The organism is Paenibacillus sp. LjRoot153 (assembly GCF_964253085.1).
Classification (GTDB): Bacteria; Bacillota; Bacilli; order Paenibacillales; family NBRC-103111; genus Paenibacillus_E.
Window position 1 is genome coordinate 3,641,981 of sequence record NZ_CAXUQH020000001.1, and the last position, 25,903, is coordinate 3,667,883.

A 25,903-nucleotide genomic window follows, 5' to 3' on the forward strand; every position below is an offset into this window, starting at 1 on the left:
AAAGCACTATTATTCGAGAGGATGACGACAATGAACTTATTCGATCTTTCTGGGAAAACAGCAGTAATTATTGGCGGTAATAGTACACTTGGTGGCTCAATGGCCTTAGCCCTTGCTGGACATGGCGCTAAAGTAGCTATCGTCGGGCGGAATCAAGAGAAAAGCGAGCAGGTTCAAGAGAGTATTGCTGCGATTGGCGGCGAAGCTAAGACTTTCCAAGCGGATGCAACCAAACGTGAAGATTTAGAGCAAGTACTTCAAGATGTTATCGCTTGGTCAGGCAGTGCGGATATTCTTATGAATTGTCCAGGTAAAAATAGTGCGACTCCTTTCTTTGACATTTCCATGGAAGAATGGGATTCTATTATGGAGGTAAATTTGAAAAGCGTCGTGCTAGCCTGCCAAGTGTTCGGGAAATACATGGTTGAACGAGGCGAAGGCGGAAGCATTATTAATATTTCATCCGTTTCCTCGGATCCACCACTTTCTCGTGTGTTCACTTACTCCGCTTCTAAAGCAGCTGTGAATAATATCACACAAAACCTAGCCCGTGAGTTCGCTCCGAGCCGTGTACGTGTGAACGCGATTATTCCAGGCTTTTTCCCAGCAGAGCAGAATCGTAAGATTTTGTCACCTGAGCGGATCGAATCCATTATGCGTCATACGCCAATGAATCGATTTGGTGAAGCTGCAGAGCTTCAAGGTGCTGCGGTGTACCTGGCTTCAGAGAAAGCTTCGAGCTTTGTAACAGGAACAGTTTTGAGAGTAGACGGCGGTTTTGGCGCGATGACGATTTAAACTATTTATATATCGGAAGGGTGTATGAGAGACATGTCTAAGCAACAAATAGGTGTTGTAGGTTTAGCAGTAATGGGGAAAAACTTAGCATTAAACATTGAAAGCAGAGGCTTTACGGTATCTGTATTCAACCGTTCTGCTGAGAAAACGAAGGAGCTTCTTAATGAAGCACCAGGCAAACAACTTGTAGGTACATATACGGTTGAAGAATTCGTTCAATCCCTTGAAGTGCCGCGCAAAATTTTGATCATGGTCAAAGCAGGCGGACCTACAGATGATACAATCAACCAATTGCTTCCGCATTTGGATAAAGGCGATATTTTGATCGACGGCGGAAATGCTTTCTTCCCAGACACTCAACGTCGTAACAAAGAGCTTGAAGCTCACGGAATTCGGTTCGTTGGAACAGGTGTTTCCGGTGGTGAAGAAGGCGCGCTTAAAGGACCTTCGATCATGCCAGGAGGCCAAGAAGACGCGTATAAATTGGTAGAGCCTATCCTAACAGCAATCTCTGCAAAAGTTGGCGAAGATGCTTGTTGTACGTATATCGGGCCAGACGGCGCGGGCCACTATGTAAAAATGGTGCACAACGGTATTGAGTACGGAGATATGCAATTGATTTGTGAAGCCTACCAGTTGCTGAAAGATGTACTTAACGTTAGCACAGAAGAGCTTCATGAGATCTTCACGGAGTGGAACAACGGGGAGCTGGACAGCTACTTGATCGAAATCACGCGTGATATTTTCACGAAATATGACGCTGAAACAGGCAAACCAATGGTTGACGTGATTCTGGATTCCGCAGGACAAAAGGGAACAGGAAAATGGACCAGTCAAAGTGCTCTGGACCTTGGCGTGCCGCTTTCAATCATCACAGAATCCGTATTCTCCCGTTTCATTTCTGCCATGAAGGAAGAACGCGTAGCAGCAAGCAAAGTACTCAAAGGACCTGATGCTCCAGCATTCACAGGGGATCGCAAAGCGTTTATTGAGGCTGTTCGTCAAGCTCTTTACGCAAGCAAAATTTGTTCTTATGCGCAAGGTTTCGCTCAAATGAGAGCAGCTTCCGAAGAATACAAATGGGATTTGAAATACGGCAGCATCGCAATGATCTTCCGTGGTGGTTGTATTATCCGCGCTCGTTTCCTTCAAAATATCAAGGATGCGTATGATCGCAATCCTGAATTGAAAAACTTGTTGCTTGATTCTTACTTCACAGACGTAGTTCATAACTACCAAGGTTCGTGGAGACAAGTGGTTGCAGAAGCGGTTGCTCGTGGTATCGCAGTTCCTTCTTTCGCATCCGCACTTGCTTACTATGACAGCTACCGTACAGAAAGATTGCCAGCTAACTTGTTACAAGCACAACGTGATTACTTCGGCGCTCATACTTTCCAACGTGTAGACAAAGAAGGATCCTTCCACTTCAACTGGATGGGTAACGAGTAGTTATTTCTCATCTTGTAAGCCGTAGGCCGCTTCTCTCAGCCACATCTTCAGTCGATCAGCTTCTTGATCGAAGCCATTGCGTTTGTGGATGAGCATGAGGGATATCTCGGCAAAATAACGGAAATTTCTTAATAATCGTGGTTGAGTTAGACCTTGCAACATCGGGTCTTCTTCAGCCACTTTTTTCTTAATAAATTCTAGAATCCAGACAACATCCTCTTTGCATAGCGTATAGCTTGGGTGCAAAATTTGCTCCAGTTTGCGTTGTGTGCGATTTGTAAAGGCGGTAGTTTGGTTTGGCTTCAGCACAGTTGGGTTCAAAGCTCCATCTCTCCTTATCGGCGTGGTCTCTCTAAAATCTTAACTGTTTGTGCTAGAATTTATTCACACTACTATATGATTTTTTAATGGAATGTATTCATGCTGGAAGGGCTATGGTATGATGTTGGGAAAGTTTGTATGACTAGCATATGGGAAAAGGGGATTTGTGTGACAGTCAGAAATATTGTGCTTGTTGGATTCATGGGAACTGGGAAATCAACCGTAGGCAAGAAACTTGCAGAGCGTTTAGGATGGAGTTTTTGTGATTCTGACGCAGTGTTAGAAGAAGTACAACAGACAAGTATACCCGAATTATTTCGAGATCATGGAGAAGCACATTTTCGCGCTCTGGAAACAGAAACGCTGGCACGTATATTAGATAGTGAAGGACAAGTTGTCGCAACGGGTGGCGGTGCGGTACTTGCAGAGTCTAATCGAATTTGCATGTTACAGCATGGCTTTGTTGTTGCGTTGAACGCAACGGCGGAAACGATTATCCAAAGAGTGAGTGCGGATACGAATCGGCCTTTGCTGCAAGGTAATTTGGAAGAACGTGTTCATACGTTAATGGAACAAAGAAAGCATGCCTATGATTTCGCTCATACGTCTATTGATACGACGGACTTAAGCGAGGATGAAATTGCAGATCGCATCATTCAGCAAGCGGTACGCCATTAAGGAGAAGATAAGCTCTTCAGCTTAATCTTCCCACTCCAGCATGCCACCGGTCATGTTCTTAAGACCTTTATAACCGTTGGCTTCTAGATAGCCTAGTGCGCGTCCGCTTCGATTTCCACTACGACATACTAAAATGACTTCGTCGACTTGTGGGATCTCGCTAAGCCGCTCTGGCAATTGGCCTAATGGAATATGTATTGCGCCTTGAATCATACCTTCTGCTACTTCCTCATCTTCGCGAACGTCGATAAGTGTTAGCTGCTCTCCTTGCGCGAGTCTTGCTTTGATCTCAGATGGTAGAATCGTGTCCATGATACGCCTCCATGTTTGTATTTTCAGAAGATAGCTTCTTACTTAGTATGATAGAAATATAACGACGTGATGTCAAACGAAGTGTTTCTTTATCTAGCTTTTCCTTGATACATCTGCTAGGGGAGAAGGTTCCCAAGTTAGATTCCGTATGGTACACTGTCAATAAATCTTAGGATCTCTATCATCCTGCTGATGATTGGTTTTTGTCAGTCATTCTGCTGGATATACATATAAACTACTTGCGAAGGAGTTAACAAACGACATGAAAGCCATCGTTAAACCAACCTCCCATCTTGAAGGGGAAATTAATGCTTTATCCTCCAAAAACTACACGACACGCTACTTGCTAATCGGTGCACTAGCTAATGGGACGAGCACAATCTATTACCCAGCTCATAGTGAAGATAGTGATGCTATGAGACGATGTGTACGTGATCTTGGCGCTATTATAGAAGAAGATGATGAGAAAATTATAATCACAGGCTTCGGCAAGAACCCTAAGCATGTGTCTGAATTGAATGTTGGGAATGCTGGTGCTGTTCTACGCTTTTTGATGTCTACGGCTGCTTTCTGTCCGGAAGTGACATTTGTTAATACGTATCCGGAATCATTGGGTAAACGTCCTCACGATGATTTAATCGATACTTTGCAACAAATGGGTGTAGAAGTACAACATAATAACGGTCGTCTGCCGATAACAATTAAAGGGGGAAAACCTCGCGGCGGCAAAATCACCGTTTCGGGTAATGTCAGTTCCCAGTTCCTGAGTTCTTTATTGTTTATGACGCCATTGTTGGAAGAAGACAGTGAAATTGAAGTTCTGCATGATTTGAAGTCCAAAATTATTGTAGGGCAAACGCTTGAAGTATTAGCGCAGGCTGGCATCGTCGTTCATGCAAGTGAAGATTTGATGCACTACCGTATTCCAGGTAGACAATCCTATGAAGCCAAAGAATATGTCATCCAAGGCGACTATCCGGGTTCAGCAGCTATTCTAGCTGCCGCTGCGGTTACGAATTCCGATGTGCGTGTACTTCGTCTGGAAGAGAACAGCAAGCAAGGTGAGAAGGCTTGTGTGGATGTTCTGAAGGCAATGGGCGTAGATCTTACGCACGACAACGGTGTTGTACATGTTCGTGGGAATCAGCGTCTAGTTGCTGGAGAATTCGATGGTGATCATTTCACGGATGCTGTTCTTGCTATGGTTGCTGCAGCCGTATTTGCAGAAGGTACTTCGCGTTTCTACAATGTTGAGAACCTACGGTATAAAGAGTGTGATCGTATCACAGATTATTTGAATGAGCTTCGCAAGGCTGGAGCTGATGTAGAAGAGCGTCAGAGTGAAATTATTGTTCATGGTAAACCACAAGGCGTTGAAGGTGGCGTAGAAATCAACGCGCATTTCGATCATCGGGTCATCATGGCATTAACTGTAGTTGGTCTACGCTCTGAGAAGGGTTTAACGATTCGGGATGCCCACCACGTGGCGAAGTCGTATCCACAATATTTCGACCACTTGCGCTCCATTGGCGCACAGGTTGAGCTAGTGAGCGAGTCCTAGAATCTCAATTACATTGAATGGGTGAGTCAGCATGAGGATTATTTGGCAAGGATTGAAAGTGACGTTTGGATTGTTTCTCGTAGCAGGTCTTACATTTGCGAGCAGCGTATTTGCTGTATTGCTTTATGCGAAGGCCACAGGGAAAGAACCAGCTTTATTCGCTTCTGGTCCAGTAGTCTTAGCAGTTGATAAACCCGGCGCTACGTTGAAGGCCACCGTGAAGCCGACACCGTCGCCAGCGCCTGCACAAGTCAAATCAGCGCTGTTGGATGTCCCCATCGTACAACAACTGCCTGAGCTGCCGGCTGGCTGTGAGATCACAAGCCTCACGATGCTGCTGAAATACTATGGTGTAAACAAAACAAAGATGGAATTAGTCGCCGAAATGCCTACAGACATGACACCAGCAACCTTGGATGCGGGCGGCAACATCGCTTACTGGGGCAATCCGAATTCCGGCTTCGTTGGGGACGTAACACGTAAGAAAAGAGGCTTTGGCATCTATTCCGCAGGATTGTTTCCGCTTATGAAAGACTATATCCCTCAAGCAATTAATATAACAGGGGAAGCTTTTGAATTGTATGAGCAGCAAGTGGCTCATGGGATCCCAGTTATCGTCTGGACGACAATTGACTATAATCTACCTTACAAATGGGTAACGTGGGATACGCCAATCGGTCCTCTAAAGACAACGTATTCGGAACATGCTGTTGTCCTTGTAGGATTTGACGAAACGAATGTTTACTTAAATGACCCATTGAGTGGCAAAAAGCAAGTGAAAGTGAGTAAAGCACAGTTTGTTGAAACTTGGGAAGCAATGGGGAAACAAGGTCTAACCTACTTGAATAAATAGGAGAGAGATCCACATGACATTTGAGAATCCGTCTAGGGAACATATCAAAGAATTGCTTGCCAATGCAGGAAATATCGCTGTAGTAGGTTTATCCGATAAACCAGATCGCACATCTTATATGGTATCAGCCGCTATGCAAAGCAGAGGATACCGGATTATTCCTGTTAATCCGAATGCGGATCAAATTCTAGGTGAGAAATGCTATCCATCGTTATCGGACATTCCTGAGCCTGTTGATATCGTGAATGTATTTCGTCGTGCTGATCAGGTTGTTCCAGTCGCTGAAGAGTCAGTTAAGATTGGGGCGAAAGTATTCTGGTTGCAGTTAGATATCGTGAATGAAGAAGCAGGACGTATTGCTAGTGAAGCTGGCTTAGAAGTTATCATGGATCGCTGCATTAAAGTGGAAGATGCGATACTGAACCCGCGAAACAATTAATGCAGGTCGCGTAAACGTAAATCAAATAAAACCGCTAGTTGATCACCTGTGCAGGGGACCGACTAGCGGTTTTCTCATACGTAGGAATTAAGATTTTAGTACATCGTGATCCACATAACGCGCGCCGTTAAGCTCACTAATTACATTGATAGCGACTTTGGCTCCATCACCAGCTGTGATTATCGTATGCATGCTGACACCAGCCGTCGTGCCTGCTGCCCATACACCTTTGAGACTTGTATTTCCTTGCGCATCGCAGTCAACGATGGATTTAATTCGTGGTTCAGTTCCTTCTTTTGTCTCGATACCAGCAGCTTCCGCAAGTTCAACGGATAAACCAGTTGCTAGTATAACGTGCTTCCCTGTATATGTACCATTTTCGGTGGTGACCTCAAAGCTATCTTCGTTCTTTACAAGCTGAGTCGCTTTGCCTTGCACGAATTCTGTTCCAAATTTAGCTGCTTGCTTCTTGCCGATTTCAACTAAGTCTGGCCCGCCAATCGCTTCAACACCATAGTGATTCTCGATCCATGCACGCTTCGTAACACTTTGCTCATTGTCGATGACGAGCGTTTTCTTGCCTGCTTTTGAAGTGAAAAGTGCAGCACTCGCGCCGGTAGGACCTGCACCAATAATAATAACATCATAAGACATAAGCGTATTTCCTCCTTGAATCATGAATTTGGGGTACAAGTAAAGTATGACAGCTTTCAGGGGACTTAGTCAACTTTTGCGTTTACTATGTAGAATAACCTTGATGGAACAGGCGATCCGCTTATTTTTTTTGACAAAAGGACGAACAAGCTTTACGATTTGATAAGAGAATCTTATGATTATGAGGAAGATACTCTTCGAACTTGCTAAGGTAAGATGCTTACGAAGTCAGTTTTCTGACGAAAACTTTTAGGAGGTTAGCATTCGTTTGAACTGGATGGGGAACTTACAACAGCTTGGCCGCTCCTTAATGCTGCCTACCATTGCGCTTCCTATTGCTGCTGTGCTGCTTTGTCTAGGGGATTTACCTTGGGATGTCATACATGCTTCAGGCTTTGGGGAAATGCTGTCATTGGCTGGAAATACAATCTTTGATTATATTCCAATAATCTTCGCTGTTGGTGTGGCATTGGGATTAACAGAAAGTGCTGGAATAGCTGGTTTGTCGGCCATGTTAGGGTATTTCATGTTTACCCGACTCATCGAGCATGGGCTGGGCACACAATTTCAATTAGGCGTTTCTGGCGGGATCATGATTGGCCTACTGGCCGCAATCATCTATCATCGCTGCAAGGAGATTAAGCTTCCGGAGTATATACAATTTTTCGGTGGACCTCGGATGGTACCGCTCGTTATGGGCCTCGCAACGCTCATTGTCTCTTATATTATGATCGGGATTGGTCCTTATTTAGAGACGCTTATGGGCAAAATATCAAGCGGATTACTTGGATTAGGCGGATTCGGTGCATTCGTATATGGGATTGCACATCGTTTGCTCGTACCTTCGGGATTGCATCATATTCTGAATAACTTTTTCTGGTTTCAAGTGGGGGTTTACGAGACGCCATCTGGACAATATGCTTATGGTGACTTGCCGAGATTCTTCGCTGGCGATCCGTCAGCAGGCATGTATATGGCTGGTTTGTACCCGATTATGATGTTTGCATTGCCAGCTATAGCTTTTGCGATTATCGGAGAAGCGCGGGAAGATTTAAAGCCGAAGATCAAAGCTACATTCCTAACGGCTGCATTAGCTTCCTTTTTAACTGGTGTGACAGAGCCGATTGAATTTGCTTTTCTTTTTGTAGCACCTTATTTGTTTGTTATCCATGCCATCCTTTCGGGCGTAGCTATGTGGATCGCTTATGAGTTAAATATCCACCACGGATTCTCTTATTCAGCTGGGGCTATTGACTACATCATTAATCTGCACTTATCACACAATGGCTTGTTATTGATTCCGATTGGGCTGGTCTATGGTTTACTGTATTATTTCTTATTTCGATGGGCGATTCAGAAGTTCCGAATTCCTACTCCGGGTAGGGAAGAAGGCTCATCGCTAGAAGAGTGGGCTGGAGACATACCGTATCGATCTCCATTAATTTTGCAGGCACTTGGTGGGAAAGACAATATTAAGAAGATTGAAGCCTGTATTACTCGATTGCGACTTACACTTGTCAATGATCGTCTGATGGACATCACGGCATTACGACACTTAGGAGCAGCAGGCGTCATACGTCTTGGAGGAGGCAATGTTCAAGTCGTGTTTGGAACATTTTCAGAGCTTATACGTGAAGAAATTATGAAGGTATTACGCAAAGATATTCATGTCGTATTATTCACTTCTCCAATGCAGGGACGAATGATTCCAATTGAAGAAGTGCCTGATCGAATCTTCGCCTCCCGACTAGTCGGGAATGGTGTTGCTTTTATCCCTGAAAAAGGAGAGTTGGTTTCCCCTGTTGCAGGTACCATTATGCATATCTACCCGACGATGCATGCGCTTGGGATTCTAACGGATGAAGGGCTTGAAGTTCTGCTGCATATCGGAATTGACACGTCCAGCTTACCAGGTAAGTGCTTTAATGCGGTGGTGAAGGAAGGCGATCGTGTGGAAGCAGGTCAGCTGCTAGTGAAGTTCAATTATAATAAAGTTAAGAAATTCGCCTCTTCCTTAGCGACACCAATGATTATTACGAATCCAGATATTGTGAAATCATGGAGCTTTGCTCCGTTTAAGCCGGTTAAGAAAGGCCAAGGCTCTGTTATGTCCGTAGTCCTTAAGCCAACTAAATCCGAGGGGGGGACGAACGGATGATTAGAGGTGTAGGTGCATCATCGGGAATTGCAATGGGTCAAGCGTTTGTTATTCCCACTTGGGAATGGGATTTTCCAGAGAAAATGATAGATGTGACGGATTTAGCCTACGAATTCGAGCGATTGTATGATGGCATCCGGCATTCCAAGGATGAGCTAGAGCTAATCAAACAAGAGATCAAAGAAGTTGTTGGGCAAGAACAAGCCTATATTTTTGATGCACATTTGGCAATTTTGGAAGACCCCATTTTCATGAATGAGATTCAAGGTATTATCGAGCTGCAATATAAAGCCGCAGAAGTTGCGGTGAAAGAAGTCATTGATAAATTTGTAGGCATGTTTAATTTAATTGATGATGAATACATGAAAGAACGTGCATTAGATATTAAAGATGTCGGTAATCGTCTCTTGAAGCATTTATTGGGGGATACAAGCACAACGGTACCGCCAATTGACCATCCCTACATTTTAGTTGCGAAAGAGCTTACCCCTTCACAGCTTGCTCATCTAGATCCTACGAATGTGCTAGGACTTTTGACCATTCTGGGTGGCACGCACTCACACGTGTCGATTATGGCCAGAGCGATGTCTGTTCCTTATGTACTTGGATTAGAAGGTAAGCTGCTGAGACCTATTCAGAATGGTGATTTCTTGATTATTGATGGGCAAGAAGGCACTTTGTATATTAACCCGGACAAGATCACAATAGAACGTTATCAAGCGCGTAAGAAAAACTGGCTGGAGTTCAAAGAAAGCTTGCAAGAAATTGCTGATGTAGCTCCACTGACATTAGATAGAAGCTTAGTGAATCTGCATGCGAATATTAATTCTGTCATGGAAATTGACCAAGTATTGCGAAATGGCGCATCAGGTGTAGGGCTATTTCGTACAGAATACTTGTATATGGATCGAGATTCATTGCCTAGTGAAGATGAGCAATTTGAGGTCTATCGCCACGCGGCGATGCAGCTCAAAGGGCGTCCGATCGTGATCCGAACCCTGGATATCGGCGGTGATAAGAAGCTGGACTACATGCCGCTTGCCAAAGAAGATAATCCCTTCCTAGGCTACCGGGCCATCCGTATCTCTCTGGATCGAACGGATCTCTTTATGACGCAGCTAAGAGCGATTTTAAGAGCTAGTCATTATGGGAATGTGAAGATCATGTATCCAATGGTGACCTCCATAGAAGAGGTGCGTCAAGCGAAAGCGCACTTGGAAAAAGCGAAGCTCGAGCTTAGTACTCTTGGTGTGCCTTTTAATGCTAATATTGAGGTCGGACTTACGATTGAAGTGCCTGCTGCTGCTATCATTGCTGATGTTCTTGCCAGCGAAGTGAATTTCATGAGTATCGGTACGAATGATCTAGTTCAATATGTTTTAGCTGTTGATCGAATGAACGAGAATATCGCGCACTTATATAATCCTTTTCATCCGGCTGTTATTCGATTACTCAAACTCGTGATCGACGCAGGCAAGCGTGTTGGCATTCCTGTTGGCGTATGCGGGGAAATGGCTGGAGATATTCGGGCTCTGCCGATTTGGCTAGGACTGGGTATTGAGGAGCTGAGCATTTCGGTACAGACGCTCTTGCAAGTCAAGCACAGATTGCTTAGCAGTGATGCCGCGACATGCAAGGCATTAGTAGATCGTATTTTAATTTGCAAAACGAGTGATGAAATCTTGGAGCTCATCGCTCAAACGGAACAAACGGAATCCATTGTAGGAGGTAATTAGTATGGAATTAGCAGGTTTGAAGGTGCTAGCCTTTGTTGATGAAGAATTTGAAGATTTGGAAATGTGGTATCCTGTCTACCGATTGCGTGAAGCAGGTGCAGTTGTAGATATCGTTGGACCTAAAGCGAAGACCGTATATCATGGCAAATATGGCGTACCCATCACGACGGATTATGCGTTCGATGAGGTGAAATCATCGGATTACGTTGGACTTTATGTACCTGGTGGTTGGGCGCCTGACAAGCTTCGTCGTTATGCCGATGTACTTAGACTTACGCAGGAGTTTCATGCGGATGTGAAGCCTATCGCGCAAATTTGTCATGCAGGCTGGGTTTTGATTTCTGCCAAAATCGTTCATGGTTACACGATGACGTCCACGCCAGGCATTCGCGATGATATCGAAAATGCTGGCGCAACTTGGCTTGATGAAGAAGTGGTCGTGGATCGCAATATCATTTCAGGGCGTAGACCACCGGATCTTCCAGCATTTTCAAAACGATTTGTGGATGAGCTTATCTCGTTTAGCAAACAACAGGAAAAGTAACATTTCGCTTCCAAAGGTGGCAAAAACTACTATGCATAGATCAGAAGGAAATCTGATGGCATCGTAGAATAACTTAGTACAAGCAACTAATGTACATGCCGCCTGTCAGTGAAGGAGTGTTAGAATGCAAAAGTATTGTAAGTGCGGACGCACGATGAACCTTCGTCTGCGCACGGTTATTTATCAAAGTAAAGTAGATATCGAGAATGTTCCTATCTATTCCTGTGAGGCCTGTGGACGAAGTGAGGTCGTACCTCATGTAAAGCCTGAACTTACCGGTCTGATCGGTAGGTTGGGGAGTAAACCAGAGAAGCAGCAATTCTTCTTCCATGAAGTTTCGGAGGTTGCCTTTCTGCTATTAAAAGTAACAGAAAAAGAGCGTATGAATGATTCTATGGAGAAAATTGTGGAGGAACGAATCAATGAGCTATTGGACATCTTATTGCTAGCACAATCGCTCGGAGATGAACCATGGGCTGAGGAAATTCGTAAACGATTATCTCAAATCACTCAAAGCGCAATTTCAACCTAAAAATTGGCGGCCAATCTCGATAGGAGGTTGGCTTTTATTCTATTTGTGACCCTTTTGAAAATAAAATGAAAATTATTTTCAAAGCATTTTCATTTTGCATTGCAAGATGGATTAATTTGTCGTATCATAAACGATAATATACTAGGTTCGCAGAATACTTGTGAAAATGGAGAGAGTAACCGTGACCGTAACCATTTATGATGTAGCGAGAGAAGCAGGCGTTTCCATGGCAACCGTATCCCGGGTCGTCAATAATAACCCGAACGTGAAGCCACAAACACGTAAGAAGGTTTTTGAAGCCATTGAACGATTGGGTTACCGTCCAAATGCGGTAGCAAGAGGTTTAGCAAGTAAGAAAACGACAACGGTTGGCGTCGTTATTCCCGATATATCCAATTCTATTTTTGCTGAAGTAGCGCGTGGAATTGAGGATATTGCGAATATGTACCATTACAACATTATTTTGTGTAATGCGGACAAGAAGAAAGAGAAAGAAATTCGCGTTATCAATACATTGCTTGAGAAACAAGTAGATGGGCTGCTCTTCATGGGTGGTGTTGTAACGGAAGAACATATTCAAGCTTTCCGTACTTCATCCGTTCCGGTTGTCCTATGTGGCACGAAGGATGAGAACCAAGCAATGGCATCTGTCGATATTGATCATGAGATGGCTGCATTTGATGCTGTGAACGTACTAATTGAAGCAGGGCATCGCGATATTGCCATGATTTCTGGAACTTTACAGGATCCAGCAAATGGCTTTGCTAGATACCAAGGCTACAAACGTGCGCTTGAAACGGCTGGTATTCCAGTACGTGATGAGTATGTACGGATTGGTAATTACCGTTATGAGTCAAGTGTAGATGCTGTCAACTATTTCTTGGAGCTTTCTCCGAGACCGTCCGCCATTTTCTCGGCAACGGATGAAATGGCTATTGGTGCCATTCATACGATTCAAGACAATGGGCTTCGCGTTCCAGAAGATATCGCTGTAATCAGTGTGGACAACATCCGTATGGCATCTATGGTGAGACCGACATTAACGACTGTAGCTCAACCGATGTATGATATCGGAGCTGTGTCGATGCGACTTCTGACGAAGCTGATGAATAAAGAATCAACAGAAAATATGCAAGTTATTTTACCGCATGAAATCATTAACCGTCACTCGGTTAAAGCTCAAGCTTAAGTGAAAAATAAACCTCTAATCGTATCCTTCCCTCCTGGAAGAGATGCGATAGAGGTTTTCTCATGTAGGAAGAGAGAGAGAGGGAAATCAGTATGACTTGGAACAAAATCGCACTAATCGGAGCAATGAACGAAGAAATTGAGCTGCTCGTAGCTCATATGACAGATATAAGTGAAACGGTAAAAGCAGGCATCACATTCCGAGAAGGTACATATTTCGGTAAAGATGTAGTTGTATGTCGCACAGGCGTGGGGAAAGTGAATGCTGCGGTAACCACGCAAATTCTGATTGATCAGTTTGGTGTAGAGGCTGTTATTTTCACGGGTGTAGCAGGGGCGTTAGACCCTGAATTGCAAATAGGTGATCTAGTTGTTTCCACGGAATGTGTTCAGCATGATATGGACGTGACAGCACTTGGATTTCCGCGCGGCGTTATTCCTTACGCTGAGAACTCCGTGTACGCGGCTGATCGCAAACTCGTAGAGTTAGCCGTAGCTTCCGGAGAGAAATTGTTTGCAGGTAAAGTGAAGCAGGGTAGAGTATTATCAGGTGACCAGTTCATTGCAAGCCGAGAAGTGGTAGCTAGTCTGTATCAAGAGCTGAATGGTGTCTGTGTGGAGATGGAAGGATCTTCAGTTGCACAAGTATGTGCGATGAATGGTATCCCTTATGTTGTCTTGCGCTCCATGTCTGACAAAGCAGATGGCTCTGCGCATGTGAATTTCGCCGAGTTTACGGTGATTGCATCGGAGAATTCGTATAGAATGGTTGAAGATATGGTGAAGCAGCTGTAAATTAGCTTTCTATGAATAAAGCTCAGAGCATCGCCTAGTTGGCGGTGACCTGAGCTTTTTTTCTTGAAAGACTTATTTCAAATACATCATCGCGAGTTCCTTCGTCTGCCGATTCTTCTCCGTGATCACCTGGCGCCTTGGAATCGGCGCCCAAGCCTCAACCGGGTCGAGCCACGTCTCCACGAGTGGGACTGGGCTCTTGTCCTGCCAGGCGTCCAGCCACGCCTGGGGCAGCCTCAGCTGTGGCTCCGCCTCCAGCTGGCTCACAACCGCCTGCTCGCTCATCACGAGCCAGAGCAGGCTCCAAGCCCGCGGTACGACACGCCAGATGTCGTACCCGCCGCCCCCGAGCGCGACCCACCGACCTTCGCACCATTGGTGCGCAAGTCGATGGATAAGCTCGGGCATGGCCTTGTACACGCGCATGGAGCAATGCACATGCGCGAGCGGGTCGAAAGCATGGGCGTCGCACCCATGCTGCGAGATAATGACGTCCGGCTGGAAGCGGGCGATCAGCTCGGTTAGGACCTCGCTGAAACATTCCAGCCAAGAATCATCCTCGGTGTAGGGCTCCACCGGGATGTTTACGCTCGTTCCGAACGCGTCGCCTTCTCCGCGTTCGTTCACAGCCCCAGTGCCGGGGAATAAATATTTCCCCGTCTCGTGAATGGACAGCGTGCCGACCTGCGGATCGGCGTAGAAACTCCACTGCACGCCATCGCCGTGATGTACGTCCGTGTCGATGTAGAGCACTTTAGCGCCATACTTCTCTTTGGCGTAGGCAATCGCCGCAGATGCGTCATTATAGACGCAGAAGCCCGCACCCTTGCTCTGCAGGGCATGGTGGAGGCCGCCGCCTAAATGTAAGGCATGAGGTGCCTGACCGGACATAACGAGGTCTACGGCAAGGATAGAGCCGCCTACGACCTTTGCTGTGATTTCATGCATCTCTGGGAAGTAAGGCGTATCGTCGGTATCGAGTCCGAAACGTGTAGCTTCACGCACCCAGCGCTCGTCAGGAACGGCTGCACTTAGCGCTTTCACAGCCTCGATATAAGGGGCTGCATGCACGCGCAGAAGATCCGTGTCTGTGGCTGGGTTAGCAGTGAGAAGTGCACTGTCAGGAAGCGCACCAGACTTGCGAAGCAGATCCACTGTCATAATGAGACGATCTTGATTGAAGGGATGCGTATCATTAAATTTATATTGAATTTCTTGATCATCATAGATAAACACAGGTTGCGTAAACTTCATGTTCATTTCCAAATTCCCCCGAATTGGCTAACAATTTCGTTTGAAGATCTGCTACTAACTGCATCTCATGGAGCTAATACATAAAGCGCTGCTGAAAACGCACACGATCAAACTGCTCGACGGATGAGATGGGGACATGCTTCCCAATTCTCACCATAAGACAGTTGGCGGGATGTGAGCAAATCTCTGGATCATCGGTTGCAAACCAGATCATGTCGACGCTTTTCATGAGCTTCTCCATCATTTGACGATATTCCCAAACGGTTAATTTACTCGTTTCCAAATCCCAATGCCAATAATATTCCGTTGTGAAGCAAATGACATTTTCCATTTGTTCTTCTTCAAATGCCAGCTGAATCATTTTTTTGCCTAAACCAATCGATCTGTAATCATCTGCGACCTCAATGGCGCCGAGTTCAATTAAATCCTTCATATTTCCTTGCGACCATCGCTCAATTTCATCTGCATAATGGAAAGTGACGTAACCCACAATGGTGGTTCCATCCCTCGCAAGAATAATTCGTCCTTCAGGTAACCCAGCAATTTCGATGAGTGCTTCGAGTTGTTCTTTCGGCCGACGGAAGGCATCGAGCTTCGTGTGCATCGTGAGTTCCTGCAATTTTTCTGGTGAAACGGGACCCTCAATTATAATTTCAGGTTGATCGGGAGCAGTGCGCAAGCTTTGTGAGTGGTAGATTTTGATATGCTGCATAACCTTGGCTCTCCTTCTAAAAAACAGCATGATGGGCGTTTCCTTTACGAAGATTCATAGTATTTTTATACCAAACTTTTGTTTGAAATCATAGCAAAACTTAAACATAGGCGAAATATTCTGAGTGTGTTATAATAGAACATGTCAAAAATCGATCACATTTTGCTCGAATTCATCAGTAAAGTGAAAGCGGTTTATTTCGTGAGGAGGGTTTTACGTTTATGGATCAAATTAAAGATGAACTCATTAAATCAGTATCCCTTAATCCAAACATGGCTAATTACGAACAAACACATGCGACATTTGATTGGGCAGACATCGAGAAAAACTTCTCCTGGTACGAAACAGGCAAAGTGAATATGGCATATGAAGCCATTGACCGTCATGCGGAAAGCGGCAAGAAGGACAAAATTGCTTTATATTACAGCGACAGCACGCGTGATGAAACGATTACATTCGGACAAATGAAAGAAAGATCCAATCAGTTTGGAAATGTGCTTAGAAATCTAGGCATTGGCAAAGGTGAGAGAGTTTTCATTTTCATGCCACGGACACCTGAACTGTATTATTCTTTACTTGGATCGCTCAAAGTAGGCGCGGTTGTTGGACCGCTTTTTGAAGCCTTCATGGAAACAGCGGTTCGAGATCGTTTGGCGGATAGTGAAGCGGTTGCTATTATCACTACACCTAGCCAATTATCACGTGTGCCTTACAATGAACTTCCACATTTGAAGCATGTGATCCTAGTTGGGGAGAACATCGAGCTTGGTGAAGGACAAGTTGATTATCATAAAGAAATGGCGAACGCCTCTACAGAGCTTGAAATTGAATGGTTGGACCGTGAAGATGGATTAATTATTCATTATACATCTGGGTCAACAGGGAAACCGAAAGGTGTATTCCACGTTCAAAATGCGATGTTGCAGCACTATTATACGGGACAAATTGTCCTTGATTTGAAAGAAGATGACATCTACTGGTGTACGGCAGATCCGGGTTGGGTAACAGGGACTTCCTACGGGATCTTCGCTCCATGGTTGAATGGCGCGACGAATGTGATCCGCGGAGGACGTTTTAGTCCACAGGATTGGTACAATACACTTCAGAAATATAAAGTAACCGTTTGGTACAGTGCGCCAACTGCTTTCCGTATGTTGATGGGGGCAGGCGATGATGTTTCTGCGAGCTATGATTTGTCGGCACTTCGTCATGTATTGAGTGTTGGAGAACCATTGAATCCGGAAGTCGTCAGATGGGGTATGAAGGTTTATAATCAACGTATTCACGATACGTGGTGGATGACAGAGACAGGCGGACAGCTGATTTGTAACTATCCATCCATGACGATTAAACCAGGCTCTATGGGTCGTCCAATTCCGGGTGTTGATGCTGCCATTATCGATGATGCTGGGAACGTTCTGCCTCCGAATCGGATGGGGAATCTTGCCATCAAAACGCCTTGGCCATCGATGATGCGTAAAATTTGGAACAACCCCTCTAAATATGAAGAGTACTTCCGTTTGACAGGCTGGTATGTTTCCGGTGATTCCGCTTATCAAGATGAGGATGGTTATTTCTGGTTCCAAGGTCGAGTTGATGATGTGATTAACACAGCAGGAGAGCGCGTTGGTCCATTTGAAGTAGAAAGCAAGCTTGTTGAGCATCCAGCTGTTGCTGAAGCTGGGGTTATTGGGAAACCAGACCCTATGCGGGGAGAAATCATCAAAGCGTTTATCGCGTTGCGTGAGGGCTTTGTTGCTTCTGATGAACTGAAAGCTGAAATTTCTAAGTTCGTCAAGGAAGGTCTTTCTGCGCACGCAGCACCGCGTGAGATTGAATTCAAGGACAAACTGCCAAAAACACGCAGTGGGAAGATCATGCGCCGTGTGCTTAAAGCATGGGAGCTTAACCTTCCGACAGGTGACTTATCGACAATTGAAGATTAATTAAGTTCGTTGAAAGCTTTCTCCGTACTCTCAGTGGTGCAGAGAAAGCTTTTTTTGTACATCAAAAAAGAAGAACCTGGCAGCAGCCAGGTTCTTCTTCAATTACTCTTATTTGTTATAAGCGATGGTGGCAGAGAATTTTGATTCTCCGGCTTCATTGATGGCTGTTATTTTGTAATAGCCATTGAACGCTGCAGCGTAGTAATGAAATTCAGTTCCATTCTCAACGGTGCCTAGCTTCGTGTAAGTGCCCTTTTCTTTATCACTAAAGTACACGACATACTGTTTGACCTTGTCTTTGGCATCATTAGCTTTCCATGTCAGGACAAGTGAAGCTTGTTCAGCCTTTGCCTTGATGCCCGTAGGTGCAGAAGGAGCATCCTTTGATGCAGGTTTGCCTGTAGGTGTGCCAGTACCAGTGCCCGTTCCACCATTTGTAGTTCCTGGCGATGGGAGGGTAATATCTGTCAGTGGATTGCCATTGCTATCGACACCAGGGATTATTAATGAATCTAGAGAACTTCCATCCGTATAAGAGGATCGGCTTGGTGTAGATTCTTTACCTGCTACATCAACAGCAGTGACATAGTAGCCTGTTATAGCTGCTGTTTGAAGCTGATCAACAAACTTCGCTTCAGCGCCTGCAAGCACGACTTTTCCACCCATGAGCTGGAACTTGCCTTGATTATCTGAGCGATAAATGCGATAGCCTACGATATCTGCGTCTGCGTTCGGTTGGAAAGAAATTGTCGCCGTATCACCTGATTTGACTGTCACGACGTTGAGAGGCGCTGGAGGCACTTTCCCATCATCAACCCTTGGATCGACTTCGGAAGGAGCATCTACGTCATAATCAGTTGGCTTATAGAAATCGATAGGCTTTCTGCTTTTCTCAGGAAGTTTTTGCATCGCTGCATCGATTTCTTTTAATAATTGCGTGATTGATTTTTGTCGTTTAATAACGACCTTCTCTTGCACGAAATCAGCAGGTGTTGTTTCTTGAGCTACGTAATTGAGCCCATTCAGCGAGCTGATTTTCATTTTAACCATGACATTATCTGTTTCTGTAGGTAAAAACTTTTTGTTGAAAATATCGGTTACCAGATGCTCGGAGCTTGTTGTCAGTTCACTCGGAAGCATGCCTGATAAGCTGGAGACGGTTGCTGAAACGATACCATCTGGTTTTGCAAATGTTTTGTTCGGGAAAAGATTTGGTTTTTGCTCAATTGTTTTGTTTAAGATGAGCGCCCAGATATCTTTTGCATGGTTGGTTTGGCCCGTTTTGGATGACAGTTTATTAATCGGCTGATCATAACCAATCCATACACCTACTGTTACATCAGGGGTAAAGCCCATGAACCAAGCGTCAGCGTCATCCTGTGTGGATCCTGTTTTCCCGGAGATCTCGATTTTGCCGTATGATTTGAATTTTTTCATGAGATCAGTAGCTGTCCCTTGGCTAGCATTGCTAATGACGGTTTTCATCATATCCGTTATTAGGTAAGCAGTTTGCGGTGAGTACACCGTTTGGGGCTTCTGTTCATGAGCATAGATGGTTTTGCCATTTGAATCTTTAATTTCACGAATTAAGTACGGTGCATTAAACACACCTTTATTCGGAATAGACGCATAAGCACCTGCTAATTCCTTGACAGAGGTTCCGCGACTCAAACCACCTATAACACCGGTTTGTGCAGTGTTGTCTTCTTTGGTAAGAGACGTAATGCCTAATTTCTTAGCGAAATCCCATGCCTGCGTGATGCCGACTTTATTGAGGAATACATCGATAGCTGGGATATTATAGGACTGATTTAAAGCTCTTCGCGCAGTCATTAGACCATGGAATTTATGGTCCCAGTTCTCTGGCAGATGGAAGCCTTTAACGCCGTCTTTGAGAATGATTGGGATATCATCTACGATGGAGGCTGGCTGCAAGACCCCTTTTTCGAGAGCAGGGATATAAGCGGCAATTGGCTTCATTGTAGATCCAGGCTGTCTGTAGGCTTGTGTAGCATGATTCAGCTGCTCATCGAAGAAGTCACGACCTTCAATCATTCCCTGGATGGCTCCCGTTTTGGAATCAATCATAATGGCGCCGACCTGCTCAATGCCGCCTTTCTTCTCATCCGTTGGTGCAAAATTCTTCTCGTTGCTTGAAATTTCATGCATCGAATCATAAATCGTTTTATCAATCGTGGTGTAGATTTGATAACCGCCGCGTAACAGTTGTGTATGTATGTTTTTGAGTGCTTCATTATAAGCGGCTTGGTTCGTCTTCGGATCGAGTTCAGGATGTTGAAGCTTCAATAAAATTTCAGATGCTTCCTGCTCAGTCTCGATCATTAGATAAGGGTAGGTCGTATACGCTTTTTGAGCTGCTGCTGGCATGGAAGCTTTGAGATCGAATTTCAAGGCGTCTTGATATTGATCATTGGTGATTTTGTTTTCTTCCATCATCCGCTTTAATACTAACTGCTGTCGCGTTACCGCTTTTTTGAAACCTTCCTCATCGAAAGCCGGCTTACTTGTAAAAGCCGAATATTGCGAAGGAGATTGAGGTAATCCGGCTAAATATGCGGCTTGTGCAGTATTCAATTTGGCTAAATCGTCAATATTGAATAGACCTTTGGCAGCGGCTTTAATGCCATATAGATTATAACCAGTTGCCCCATTGCCATATGGGATTTTGTTTAGGTAAGCAAGTAAAATTTCATCCTTCGACATGATCCGTTCCATCCGAAGTGCAAGCAGCAACTCTCTTGCCTTTCGACCGTCATCGCGATCTAGTGTTAGGAAAACACGTCTAGCTAGCTGTTGCGTGATGGTACTGCCACCAGTTTGCACATCTTCATTTAGAAGCTTCTGTGTGACTGCGCGGTAGAGACCACGGAAATCGATGCCGCGGTGATTGTAGAAATCCTTATCCTCAATTGCAAGGACGGCGTCTAACAGGTTTTGCGGGATGTCTTCGAGTTGTGCAAGACGTCGATCTTCTTCGGTTCGTAATTGTCCAATCACAGCATCATCATTAAAATAGGCGAATCCTGTGATGGCATTCTCTTGCATTTGTTGTCGAATCGCATCTTCGCTGCGGATCGGATCTTTTTTGACAAGTGCACTTACATATCCGAAAGCGGCGGATCCACCAAGCAGGCCAGCCAGAAATACACAAATAATGGCCCATTTTAATGAAATTCCAATTACTTTACATGTTGTTCTAACCCAGGGACGATTCAATTTCGCGAAAAAATTGCGCATAAGTTCCAATATCCTCCTTACATGAACCCTAATAGTATATCATAATTGCACCTTTTGCGGTAATGCTGATGGGAGAAGGGTTCAGTTCTTGGTTTGACAAGCATCAGATTCCTGTGTTATAACAAGAACAAATGCGTTGATGGATCAGCAGTAGGTAGCTTGTGGATGCTTTCAGAGAGCCGGTGGATGGTGTGAATCGGTACCTGCAGGTTAGTGAATTACGGTCTTGAGCAGTAAATGGGAACCTGCAGGAATTTGCCTGCACTAGTAGTATTTACCGATTAAACCTCGTTATCGGTTCTTGAGTGAAAATAGCACGCCGTGTCTACGACTTTCGTTATAGATGTACGTAACTGCTGTTTTAATTAGGGTGGTACCGCGAGTCAAGTCTTCTCGTCCCTTTGGGATAAGAAGGCTTTTTTGTTTTTTCATTTCATAATAAAGGATGGTTGCACATGAGTATTCTAAAGGATTTAGAGTTTCGCGGTTTGCTGCATCAAATTACGGATAGAGAAGGTCTGGACAAAAAGCTGAGCGAAGAGCGCGTTGTCCTATACTGCGGCTTTGATCCGACAGCAGATAGCTTGCATATCGGCAGTTTGCTTCCCATTTTAACATTGAGAAGATTCCAGCTTGCTGGACATGTTCCTTTAGCTTTGGTAGGCGGTGGGACGGGGCTTATTGGTGATCCGAGTGGTAAGGCGAATGAACGTACTCTGAACGGACCTGAAGTCGTTGAGGCTTGGTCTCAAAGTATTAAAAACCAGCTCTCTCGTTTTCTTGATTTCTCAACTGAAATTGAAAACAGTGCTGAGTTGGTGAACAATTATGATTGGTTAGGCTCCCTGAATGTGATTGAATTTTTACGCGATGTAGGTAAAAACTTTACCGTGAACTATATGTTGGCTAAGGATTCTGTGGATTCACGTATTACGAAAGGAATTTCGTTTACGGAGTTCAGTTACATGATTCTCCAATCTTATGATTTCTTGAAGTTGAATGAAACGAAGAACTGTTCCGTTCAAATTGGGGGAAGTGACCAATGGGGGAATATTACAGCTGGACTTGAGCTTATTGGCAAATCAACGGATCGTCGCGCTTTCGGTGTAACATTGCCGCTTGTTACGAAGAGCGATGGGCAGAAGTTTGGTAAAACAGAAGGCGGAGCTATCTGGTTGGATGCTAACAAAACATCACCGTATCAGTTCTACCAATTCTGGTTAGGAACAGCTGATAATGACGTCATCCGATTCTTGAAATATTTCACATTTGAATCTCATGAAGAAATTGAACGACTTGAAGCTGAAGTGTTAGCGCAGCCGGGGATGAGAGAAGCTCAGAAAGTGCTGGCTCGCGAAGTAACGAAGCTTGTTCATGGGGGAGAGGCGCTAGAGAGTGCGCTTAATATCACATCTGCCTTATTCAGTGGTGATATTCAATCACTATCACGTGTTGAAATCGAAGAAGCGTTCAAAGATGTACCTTCAACAACATTAGAACAAGATGACGTCGCTTTGATTGATCTTCTTATTTCTGTAGGTGCTGCACCATCTAAGCGCCAGTCGCGTCAAGACATTGAAAGTGGAGCGGTTACGGTAAATGGTGTTAAAGTGACTGATCTGGAAGCGACGACGAAACAATTGGGTCGACTAGGTGATTCCTATCTCATTATTCGCCGCGGTAAAAAGAATTACTTCCTCGTCAAATTTGAATAGGCTTGTATAACAAAATAACCCCCTTAGGGAAATCCCTAAGGGGGTTGCTTTTATTAACGGCTGTAGAACTCGACGATTTGTTTCTCGTCAATTTCTTGTGGAAGCTCGGAACGTTCTGGTAAACGGATGTATTTACCTTCTACGCTTGCGTCGTTAAACTCAAGGTAAGTTGGAAGGTAGTTACGGTTAGCAAGAGCTTCTTTCACAGTGGAAAGGCCTTTGCTTCTTTCACGAAGTGAAATCACATCACCAGTGGATACGATGTAAGAAGCGATGTCAACTTTTTTGCCGTTCACAGTTACGTGACCATGAGCAACGAGTTGACGTGCACCTGCACGGGAGTTGGAAAGACCAAGACGGTAAACCAAGTTGTCTAGGCGGCTTTCAAGCAATACCATGAAGTTTTCACCGGCAATACCTTTAAGCTTGGAAGCTTTGTCGAACAAGTTGCGGAATTGTTTTTCGTTCAAACCGTACATGTGACGAAGTTTTTGCTTCTCGTTCAATTGTACACCGTAACCGCTCATTTTTTTGCGTTGTCCTGGGCCATGCTGACCTGGAGGGAATGGGCGTTTCAAGTCTTTACCGTTACCGCTCAAGGAAATACCAACACGACGGCTTAATTTGAATTTAGGTCCTGTATAACGTGACATATGGGGAAAACTCCTTCTCATGACAATTAGTTTGTAAATAGCATCTAGATGTCAGGGTGAAGACAAGTGCCCGATTTTGCTTACGAATCATAAAGTGATTCCCTGTCAAGAGTAGTTCAGCCGCTGTCTTGTCAGGAGCAAAAGCAGTGAGGGTGATCACAAATGGCATTCACCGAAATCATGGTGTTACTCGACTTCTAATTTTATTAAAAACAGGGGCAAGTGTCAAGTCTCTCATCGTCAGAATGAGAGGAAAATATCGTGCAATAGATGTGAAAAAATAGTATGATAGGGGAAAGTGGTTTTTAAATTGGTACTTCAGGACTATTTGTTAGAGAGTGAAGGAGAGCCTATGAGTGAACTTCGCAGTATACAAAAGCATAGCCGCGCAGAACACTTTGACGTGTTTCTTCGGCAAGGCTTTATACTTTCTGGCAACTTTTCTTACGAGGGTTTGCAGGCAACCCCAAACTTACACCAAGTATTTGAAAACTGGAATCAGCAATTCGGTCCGAACATGCTGCCTTCGCAAACTGCGCTGTTGTGCGCAAACGAACATCTCTGTGTGATCGACTCTTGTATGAATGACACGCCTTCGATAGGCAATTACTTGCAACCAGGTATCTCGTGGAAAATTGCAGATCAAGGAGATAATCCGCTTGCCCGTTGTGAAAGTGCAGGTCATTTGCAATTGATGAATGGCGATGACTGGCACGTTCGAGAACTTAAAGCGTATTTGATTGCTGTTACACCCATTTTGGATAATCATGGCAAGGTTCAATTTTATTTAGGTCTTTTTACCCAATCTCGTACAAATATGGAAAATTTAGCGCAGTTGCTATATAGTCTTGCACTTTCCTTTCAAAGCTCCATCCAAATTGTTGAGGAACGTAGAAAGTATGATCGTTTAAATAACCTTCATCATTTGAAGGAAATGGAATCCAAGAAGCATGTAATTCTTTTTGAAGCATCGAAGAAACTCCTTGCGAAGATTGATGTACATTCTGTTTTGACAGAAGTTATTGATTGTCTGGGGCGTGTATACCCCAACACGCGTGTTGATTTACTTCTCTCACAAGATAATGATTCAACGAATTTGTCCGTTAAGCCGTTGAATTTCCAACGGACAGAGTCAGATATTCGAACGCGAGCTTTCATGGAAGGTCAAGTAATCTTTGAGCCAACCACATTGGGGAGCGCTTCAAGCTCGGGCAACATCGCGGCACCATTATCAGGGAAACAAGGCGTGTATGGTGTTCTGTACATGGAGTTTACGGATGAACAGATTGATGCGTCGGATTTACAATTCATTTCGTTATTGGCGGACTCTGCAGGTACAGCTTTTGAAAATGCGAAATTGTACGAGCAATCGAACCTGATGATTAACGAATTGCGACTCATTAATGAAATTACCAAACAGCTTAATCAAAGTTTACGTCTAAATGAAATTTTCAATTCAGCTTCTAGTGAAATTTTAAATATCTTTGGTGCTGATTATAGCTGTATCCTTCAAAACGCCAAAGATAGCGATCAACTTATTGTTCAAGCTACGAACTTACCTGCCATGTTTCATGAGACATTTACACTTGATCAAGGTTTCTCAGGTCTGATTTACTCGACTAAAGAACCGATCATTATTTCCGATTATTGGAGTAATGATAAAGTGAATTCTAGCTTGATGCAACGAACGAATTCTCGCTCACTTATTGGTTCACCCATTCTTGTAAACGGTAACGTAGAAGGAGTAATCCTCATCGTACATCGTTTGCCCAACTTCTTCTCGTATGACAATTATAAGCTCTTGCAAGTGCTCTCTAGCCATATCGGATTAGCCATGACGAACGCCTCCTTACATGCTGAAGTGAAACGAATGGTGATTACGGATAATTTAACGGGGCTCTATGCGCGGCATTATTTGGATGAACAAGCGAATTTGATGCAGAAGAAAGACTTCTGCGGGTCTCTTATTGTCGTTGATATTGATAACTTCAAGAAAGTGAATGACACGTATGGTCATCAAATTGGTGATAAGATACTTATTCATGTTAGCCAGATCATCAAGTCCAGTATTAGAGAGAGGGATATCGCGGCTAGATGGGGTGGAGAAGAGCTAGCTGTCTATTTGCCTCAAGTGTCCAAGGATCAGGCGATTCGGATTGCTGAGCGTATTCGGAGGCGTGTAATGGAGGAGACGCAGCCTCAAGTTACGGTGTCCTGCGGTGTATCGGATTGGAATTGGGAAGAGGATAAGATAAGTGTAGAGTCACTCTTTTACCGAGCAGATATGGCTCTTTATCAGGCCAAACATAATGGCCGTAATCAAATTCAAATCGGTTGACGCATATTG

The 25,903-nt window shown here is 44.4% G+C and carries 22 protein-coding genes and 1 other annotated feature; of the genes, 15 read left to right on the plus strand and 7 right to left on the minus strand.

What is annotated here, in order from left to right; all coding sequences use genetic code 11:
- The first annotated feature begins 30 nt into the window (after positions 1–30).
- Both ACSQ8P_RS15295 and gndA read left to right on the plus strand, forming a co-directional pair.
- Positions 31–798: an SDR family oxidoreductase gene (locus ACSQ8P_RS15295; protein WP_236287811.1), complete on the plus strand. Its 768-nt coding sequence runs from the start codon at positions 31–33 to the stop codon at positions 796–798.
- Between the two features lie 33 nt (positions 799–831).
- Positions 832–2,247: an NADP-dependent phosphogluconate dehydrogenase gene (gene gndA, locus ACSQ8P_RS15300; protein ID WP_436235966.1), complete on the plus strand. Its 1,416-nt coding sequence runs from the start codon at positions 832–834 to the stop codon at positions 2,245–2,247.
- On the opposite strand, the gene ACSQ8P_RS15305 is transcribed toward gndA, so the two are convergent.
- Entirely contained in the window at positions 2,248–2,568 is a 321-nt protein-coding gene (locus ACSQ8P_RS15305; RefSeq protein ID WP_436235967.1) for a hypothetical protein, read from the minus strand.
- 138 nt (positions 2,569–2,706) lie between these two features.
- Between ACSQ8P_RS15305 and ACSQ8P_RS15310 the strand changes: the two genes are divergently transcribed.
- Positions 2,707–3,246 carry a shikimate kinase gene (locus ACSQ8P_RS15310; protein ID WP_436235968.1) on the plus strand — a complete coding sequence of 180 codons (540 nt, stop codon included), beginning with the start codon at positions 2,707–2,709 and terminating at the stop codon, positions 3,244–3,246.
- Between the two features lie 21 nt (positions 3,247–3,267).
- Here ACSQ8P_RS15310 and ACSQ8P_RS15315 read toward each other — a convergent pair whose 3' ends face one another.
- Positions 3,268–3,558, minus strand: a complete 291-nt coding sequence (locus ACSQ8P_RS15315; RefSeq protein WP_056612497.1) for a rhodanese-like domain-containing protein — start codon at positions 3,556–3,558, stop codon at positions 3,268–3,270.
- A gap of 262 nt (positions 3,559–3,820) precedes the next feature.
- On the opposite strand from ACSQ8P_RS15315, the gene aroA reads away from it, so the two are divergent.
- Genes aroA through ACSQ8P_RS15330 form a run of 3 tightly spaced genes read left to right on the plus strand, consistent with a single transcriptional unit; the run spans position 3,821 to position 6,411 of the window.
- Positions 3,821–5,119, plus strand: coding sequence for a 3-phosphoshikimate 1-carboxyvinyltransferase (gene aroA, locus ACSQ8P_RS15320; protein ID WP_436235969.1), 1,299 nt, complete (start codon positions 3,821–3,823; stop codon positions 5,117–5,119).
- A gap of 31 nt (positions 5,120–5,150) precedes the next feature.
- Complete coding sequence (locus tag ACSQ8P_RS15325) at positions 5,151–5,972, plus strand: C39 family peptidase (protein ID WP_436235970.1); 822 nt, start codon at positions 5,151–5,153, stop codon at positions 5,970–5,972.
- Positions 5,973–5,985: 13 nt separating this feature from the next.
- Positions 5,986–6,411 (plus strand): CoA-binding protein, encoded by a 426-nt coding sequence (locus ACSQ8P_RS15330; RefSeq protein WP_236287677.1) that lies wholly within the window; start codon positions 5,986–5,988, stop codon positions 6,409–6,411.
- 87 nt (positions 6,412–6,498) lie between these two features.
- On the opposite strand, the gene ACSQ8P_RS15335 is transcribed toward ACSQ8P_RS15330, so the two are convergent.
- Positions 6,499–7,065, minus strand: a complete 567-nt coding sequence (locus ACSQ8P_RS15335) for an NAD(P)/FAD-dependent oxidoreductase (RefSeq protein ID WP_436235971.1) — start codon at positions 7,063–7,065, stop codon at positions 6,499–6,501.
- Between the two features lie 268 nt (positions 7,066–7,333).
- Between ACSQ8P_RS15335 and ACSQ8P_RS15340 the strand changes: the two genes are divergently transcribed.
- The 6 genes from ACSQ8P_RS15340 to ACSQ8P_RS15365 all read left to right on the plus strand — a co-directional run bounded on the left by ACSQ8P_RS15340 (position 7,334) and on the right by ACSQ8P_RS15365 (position 14,018).
- Positions 7,334–9,223, plus strand: a complete 1,890-nt coding sequence (locus ACSQ8P_RS15340; protein ID WP_436235972.1) for a glucose PTS transporter subunit IIA — start codon at positions 7,334–7,336, stop codon at positions 9,221–9,223.
- Positions 9,220–10,959 (plus strand): phosphoenolpyruvate--protein phosphotransferase, encoded by a 1,740-nt coding sequence (ptsP, locus tag ACSQ8P_RS15345; protein ID WP_436235973.1) that lies wholly within the window; start codon positions 9,220–9,222, stop codon positions 10,957–10,959. Before ACSQ8P_RS15340 ends, ptsP begins: the two co-directional genes overlap by 4 nt.
- A gap of 1 nt (position 10,960) precedes the next feature.
- Positions 10,961–11,503 carry a type 1 glutamine amidotransferase domain-containing protein gene (locus ACSQ8P_RS15350; RefSeq protein WP_436235974.1) on the plus strand — a complete coding sequence of 181 codons (543 nt, stop codon included), beginning with the start codon at positions 10,961–10,963 and terminating at the stop codon, positions 11,501–11,503.
- A 124-nt stretch (positions 11,504–11,627) separates the two neighbouring features.
- Positions 11,628–12,035 carry a hypothetical protein gene (locus ACSQ8P_RS15355; RefSeq protein ID WP_056612481.1) on the plus strand — a complete coding sequence of 136 codons (408 nt, stop codon included), beginning with the start codon at positions 11,628–11,630 and terminating at the stop codon, positions 12,033–12,035.
- 166 nt (positions 12,036–12,201) lie between these two features.
- Entirely contained in the window at positions 12,202–13,224 is a 1,023-nt protein-coding gene (gene ccpA / locus ACSQ8P_RS15360; protein WP_436239532.1) for a catabolite control protein A, read from the plus strand.
- A 92-nt stretch (positions 13,225–13,316) separates the two neighbouring features.
- Positions 13,317–14,018, plus strand: coding sequence for a 5'-methylthioadenosine/adenosylhomocysteine nucleosidase (locus ACSQ8P_RS15365; RefSeq protein WP_436235975.1), 702 nt, complete (start codon positions 13,317–13,319; stop codon positions 14,016–14,018).
- Positions 14,019–14,090: 72 nt separating this feature from the next.
- Here ACSQ8P_RS15365 and ACSQ8P_RS15370 read toward each other — a convergent pair whose 3' ends face one another.
- Both ACSQ8P_RS15370 and ACSQ8P_RS15375 read right to left on the minus strand, forming a co-directional pair.
- Positions 14,091–15,272 carry an acetoin utilization protein AcuC gene (locus tag ACSQ8P_RS15370; RefSeq protein WP_436239533.1) on the minus strand — a complete coding sequence of 394 codons (1,182 nt, stop codon included), beginning with the start codon at positions 15,270–15,272 and terminating at the stop codon, positions 14,091–14,093.
- A gap of 73 nt (positions 15,273–15,345) precedes the next feature.
- A complete protein-coding gene (locus tag ACSQ8P_RS15375) occupies positions 15,346–15,984 on the minus strand; it encodes a GNAT family N-acetyltransferase (protein ID WP_436235976.1) in 639 nt (212 codons plus the stop codon).
- A 221-nt stretch (positions 15,985–16,205) separates the two neighbouring features.
- Between ACSQ8P_RS15375 and acsA the strand changes: the two genes are divergently transcribed.
- Complete coding sequence (gene acsA / locus ACSQ8P_RS15380) at positions 16,206–17,930, plus strand: acetate--CoA ligase (RefSeq protein ID WP_436235977.1); 1,725 nt, start codon at positions 16,206–16,208, stop codon at positions 17,928–17,930.
- Positions 17,931–18,038: 108 nt separating this feature from the next.
- On the opposite strand, the gene ACSQ8P_RS15385 is transcribed toward acsA, so the two are convergent.
- On the minus strand, positions 18,039–21,188 hold the full coding sequence (locus ACSQ8P_RS15385; RefSeq protein WP_436235978.1) for a transglycosylase domain-containing protein: 3,150 nt from the start codon (positions 21,186–21,188) through the stop codon (positions 18,039–18,041).
- 127 nt (positions 21,189–21,315) lie between these two features.
- Positions 21,316–21,592: a binding site (T-box leader), on the plus strand.
- Between the two features lie 51 nt (positions 21,593–21,643).
- On the opposite strand from ACSQ8P_RS15385, the gene tyrS reads away from it, so the two are divergent.
- Positions 21,644–22,903, plus strand: a complete 1,260-nt coding sequence (gene tyrS / locus ACSQ8P_RS15390) for a tyrosine--tRNA ligase (protein ID WP_436235979.1) — start codon at positions 21,644–21,646, stop codon at positions 22,901–22,903.
- Between the two features lie 53 nt (positions 22,904–22,956).
- Here the strand turns inward: tyrS and rpsD are convergent, their stop codons facing one another.
- Positions 22,957–23,556 (minus strand): 30S ribosomal protein S4, encoded by a 600-nt coding sequence (gene rpsD / locus ACSQ8P_RS15395; RefSeq protein WP_056612460.1) that lies wholly within the window; start codon positions 23,554–23,556, stop codon positions 22,957–22,959.
- Between the two features lie 352 nt (positions 23,557–23,908).
- Between rpsD and ACSQ8P_RS15400 the strand changes: the two genes are divergently transcribed.
- Positions 23,909–25,894: a sensor domain-containing diguanylate cyclase gene (locus ACSQ8P_RS15400; RefSeq protein ID WP_436235980.1), complete on the plus strand. Its 1,986-nt coding sequence runs from the start codon at positions 23,909–23,911 to the stop codon at positions 25,892–25,894.
- Positions 25,895–25,903: the final 9 nt, after the last annotated feature.

Coding starts and splice junctions, on each gene's coding strand:
- ACSQ8P_RS15295 (WP_236287811.1), top strand. CDS start 31: ATGAACTTATTCGATCTTTCTGGGAAAACAGCAGTAATTATTGGCGGT.
- gndA (WP_436235966.1), top strand. CDS start 832: ATGTCTAAGCAACAAATAGGTGTTGTAGGTTTAGCAGTAATGGGGAAA.
- ACSQ8P_RS15310 (WP_436235968.1), top strand. CDS start 2,707: ATGACTAGCATATGGGAAAAGGGGATTTGTGTGACAGTCAGAAATATT.
- ACSQ8P_RS15315 (WP_056612497.1), bottom strand. CDS start 3,558: ATGGACACGATTCTACCATCTGAGATCAAAGCAAGACTCGCGCAAGGA.
- aroA (WP_436235969.1), top strand. CDS start 3,821: ATGAAAGCCATCGTTAAACCAACCTCCCATCTTGAAGGGGAAATTAAT.
- ACSQ8P_RS15325 (WP_436235970.1), top strand. CDS start 5,151: ATGAGGATTATTTGGCAAGGATTGAAAGTGACGTTTGGATTGTTTCTC.
- ACSQ8P_RS15330 (WP_236287677.1), top strand. CDS start 5,986: ATGACATTTGAGAATCCGTCTAGGGAACATATCAAAGAATTGCTTGCC.
- ACSQ8P_RS15335 (WP_436235971.1), bottom strand. CDS start 7,065: ATGTCTTATGATGTTATTATTATTGGTGCAGGTCCTACCGGCGCGAGT.
- ptsP (WP_436235973.1), top strand. CDS start 9,220: ATGATTAGAGGTGTAGGTGCATCATCGGGAATTGCAATGGGTCAAGCG.
- ACSQ8P_RS15350 (WP_436235974.1), top strand. CDS start 10,961: ATGGAATTAGCAGGTTTGAAGGTGCTAGCCTTTGTTGATGAAGAATTT.
- ACSQ8P_RS15355 (WP_056612481.1), top strand. CDS start 11,628: ATGCAAAAGTATTGTAAGTGCGGACGCACGATGAACCTTCGTCTGCGC.
- ccpA (WP_436239532.1), top strand. CDS start 12,202: ATGGAGAGAGTAACCGTGACCGTAACCATTTATGATGTAGCGAGAGAA.
- ACSQ8P_RS15365 (WP_436235975.1), top strand. CDS start 13,317: ATGACTTGGAACAAAATCGCACTAATCGGAGCAATGAACGAAGAAATT.
- ACSQ8P_RS15370 (WP_436239533.1), bottom strand. CDS start 15,272: ATGAAGTTTACGCAACCTGTGTTTATCTATGATGATCAAGAAATTCAA.
- ACSQ8P_RS15375 (WP_436235976.1), bottom strand. CDS start 15,984: ATGCAGCATATCAAAATCTACCACTCACAAAGCTTGCGCACTGCTCCC.
- acsA (WP_436235977.1), top strand. CDS start 16,206: ATGGATCAAATTAAAGATGAACTCATTAAATCAGTATCCCTTAATCCA.
- ACSQ8P_RS15385 (WP_436235978.1), bottom strand. CDS start 21,188: ATGCGCAATTTTTTCGCGAAATTGAATCGTCCCTGGGTTAGAACAACA.
- tyrS (WP_436235979.1), top strand. CDS start 21,644: ATGAGTATTCTAAAGGATTTAGAGTTTCGCGGTTTGCTGCATCAAATT.
- rpsD (WP_056612460.1), bottom strand. CDS start 23,556: ATGTCACGTTATACAGGACCTAAATTCAAATTAAGCCGTCGTGTTGGT.
- ACSQ8P_RS15400 (WP_436235980.1), top strand. CDS start 23,909: ATGAGTGAACTTCGCAGTATACAAAAGCATAGCCGCGCAGAACACTTT.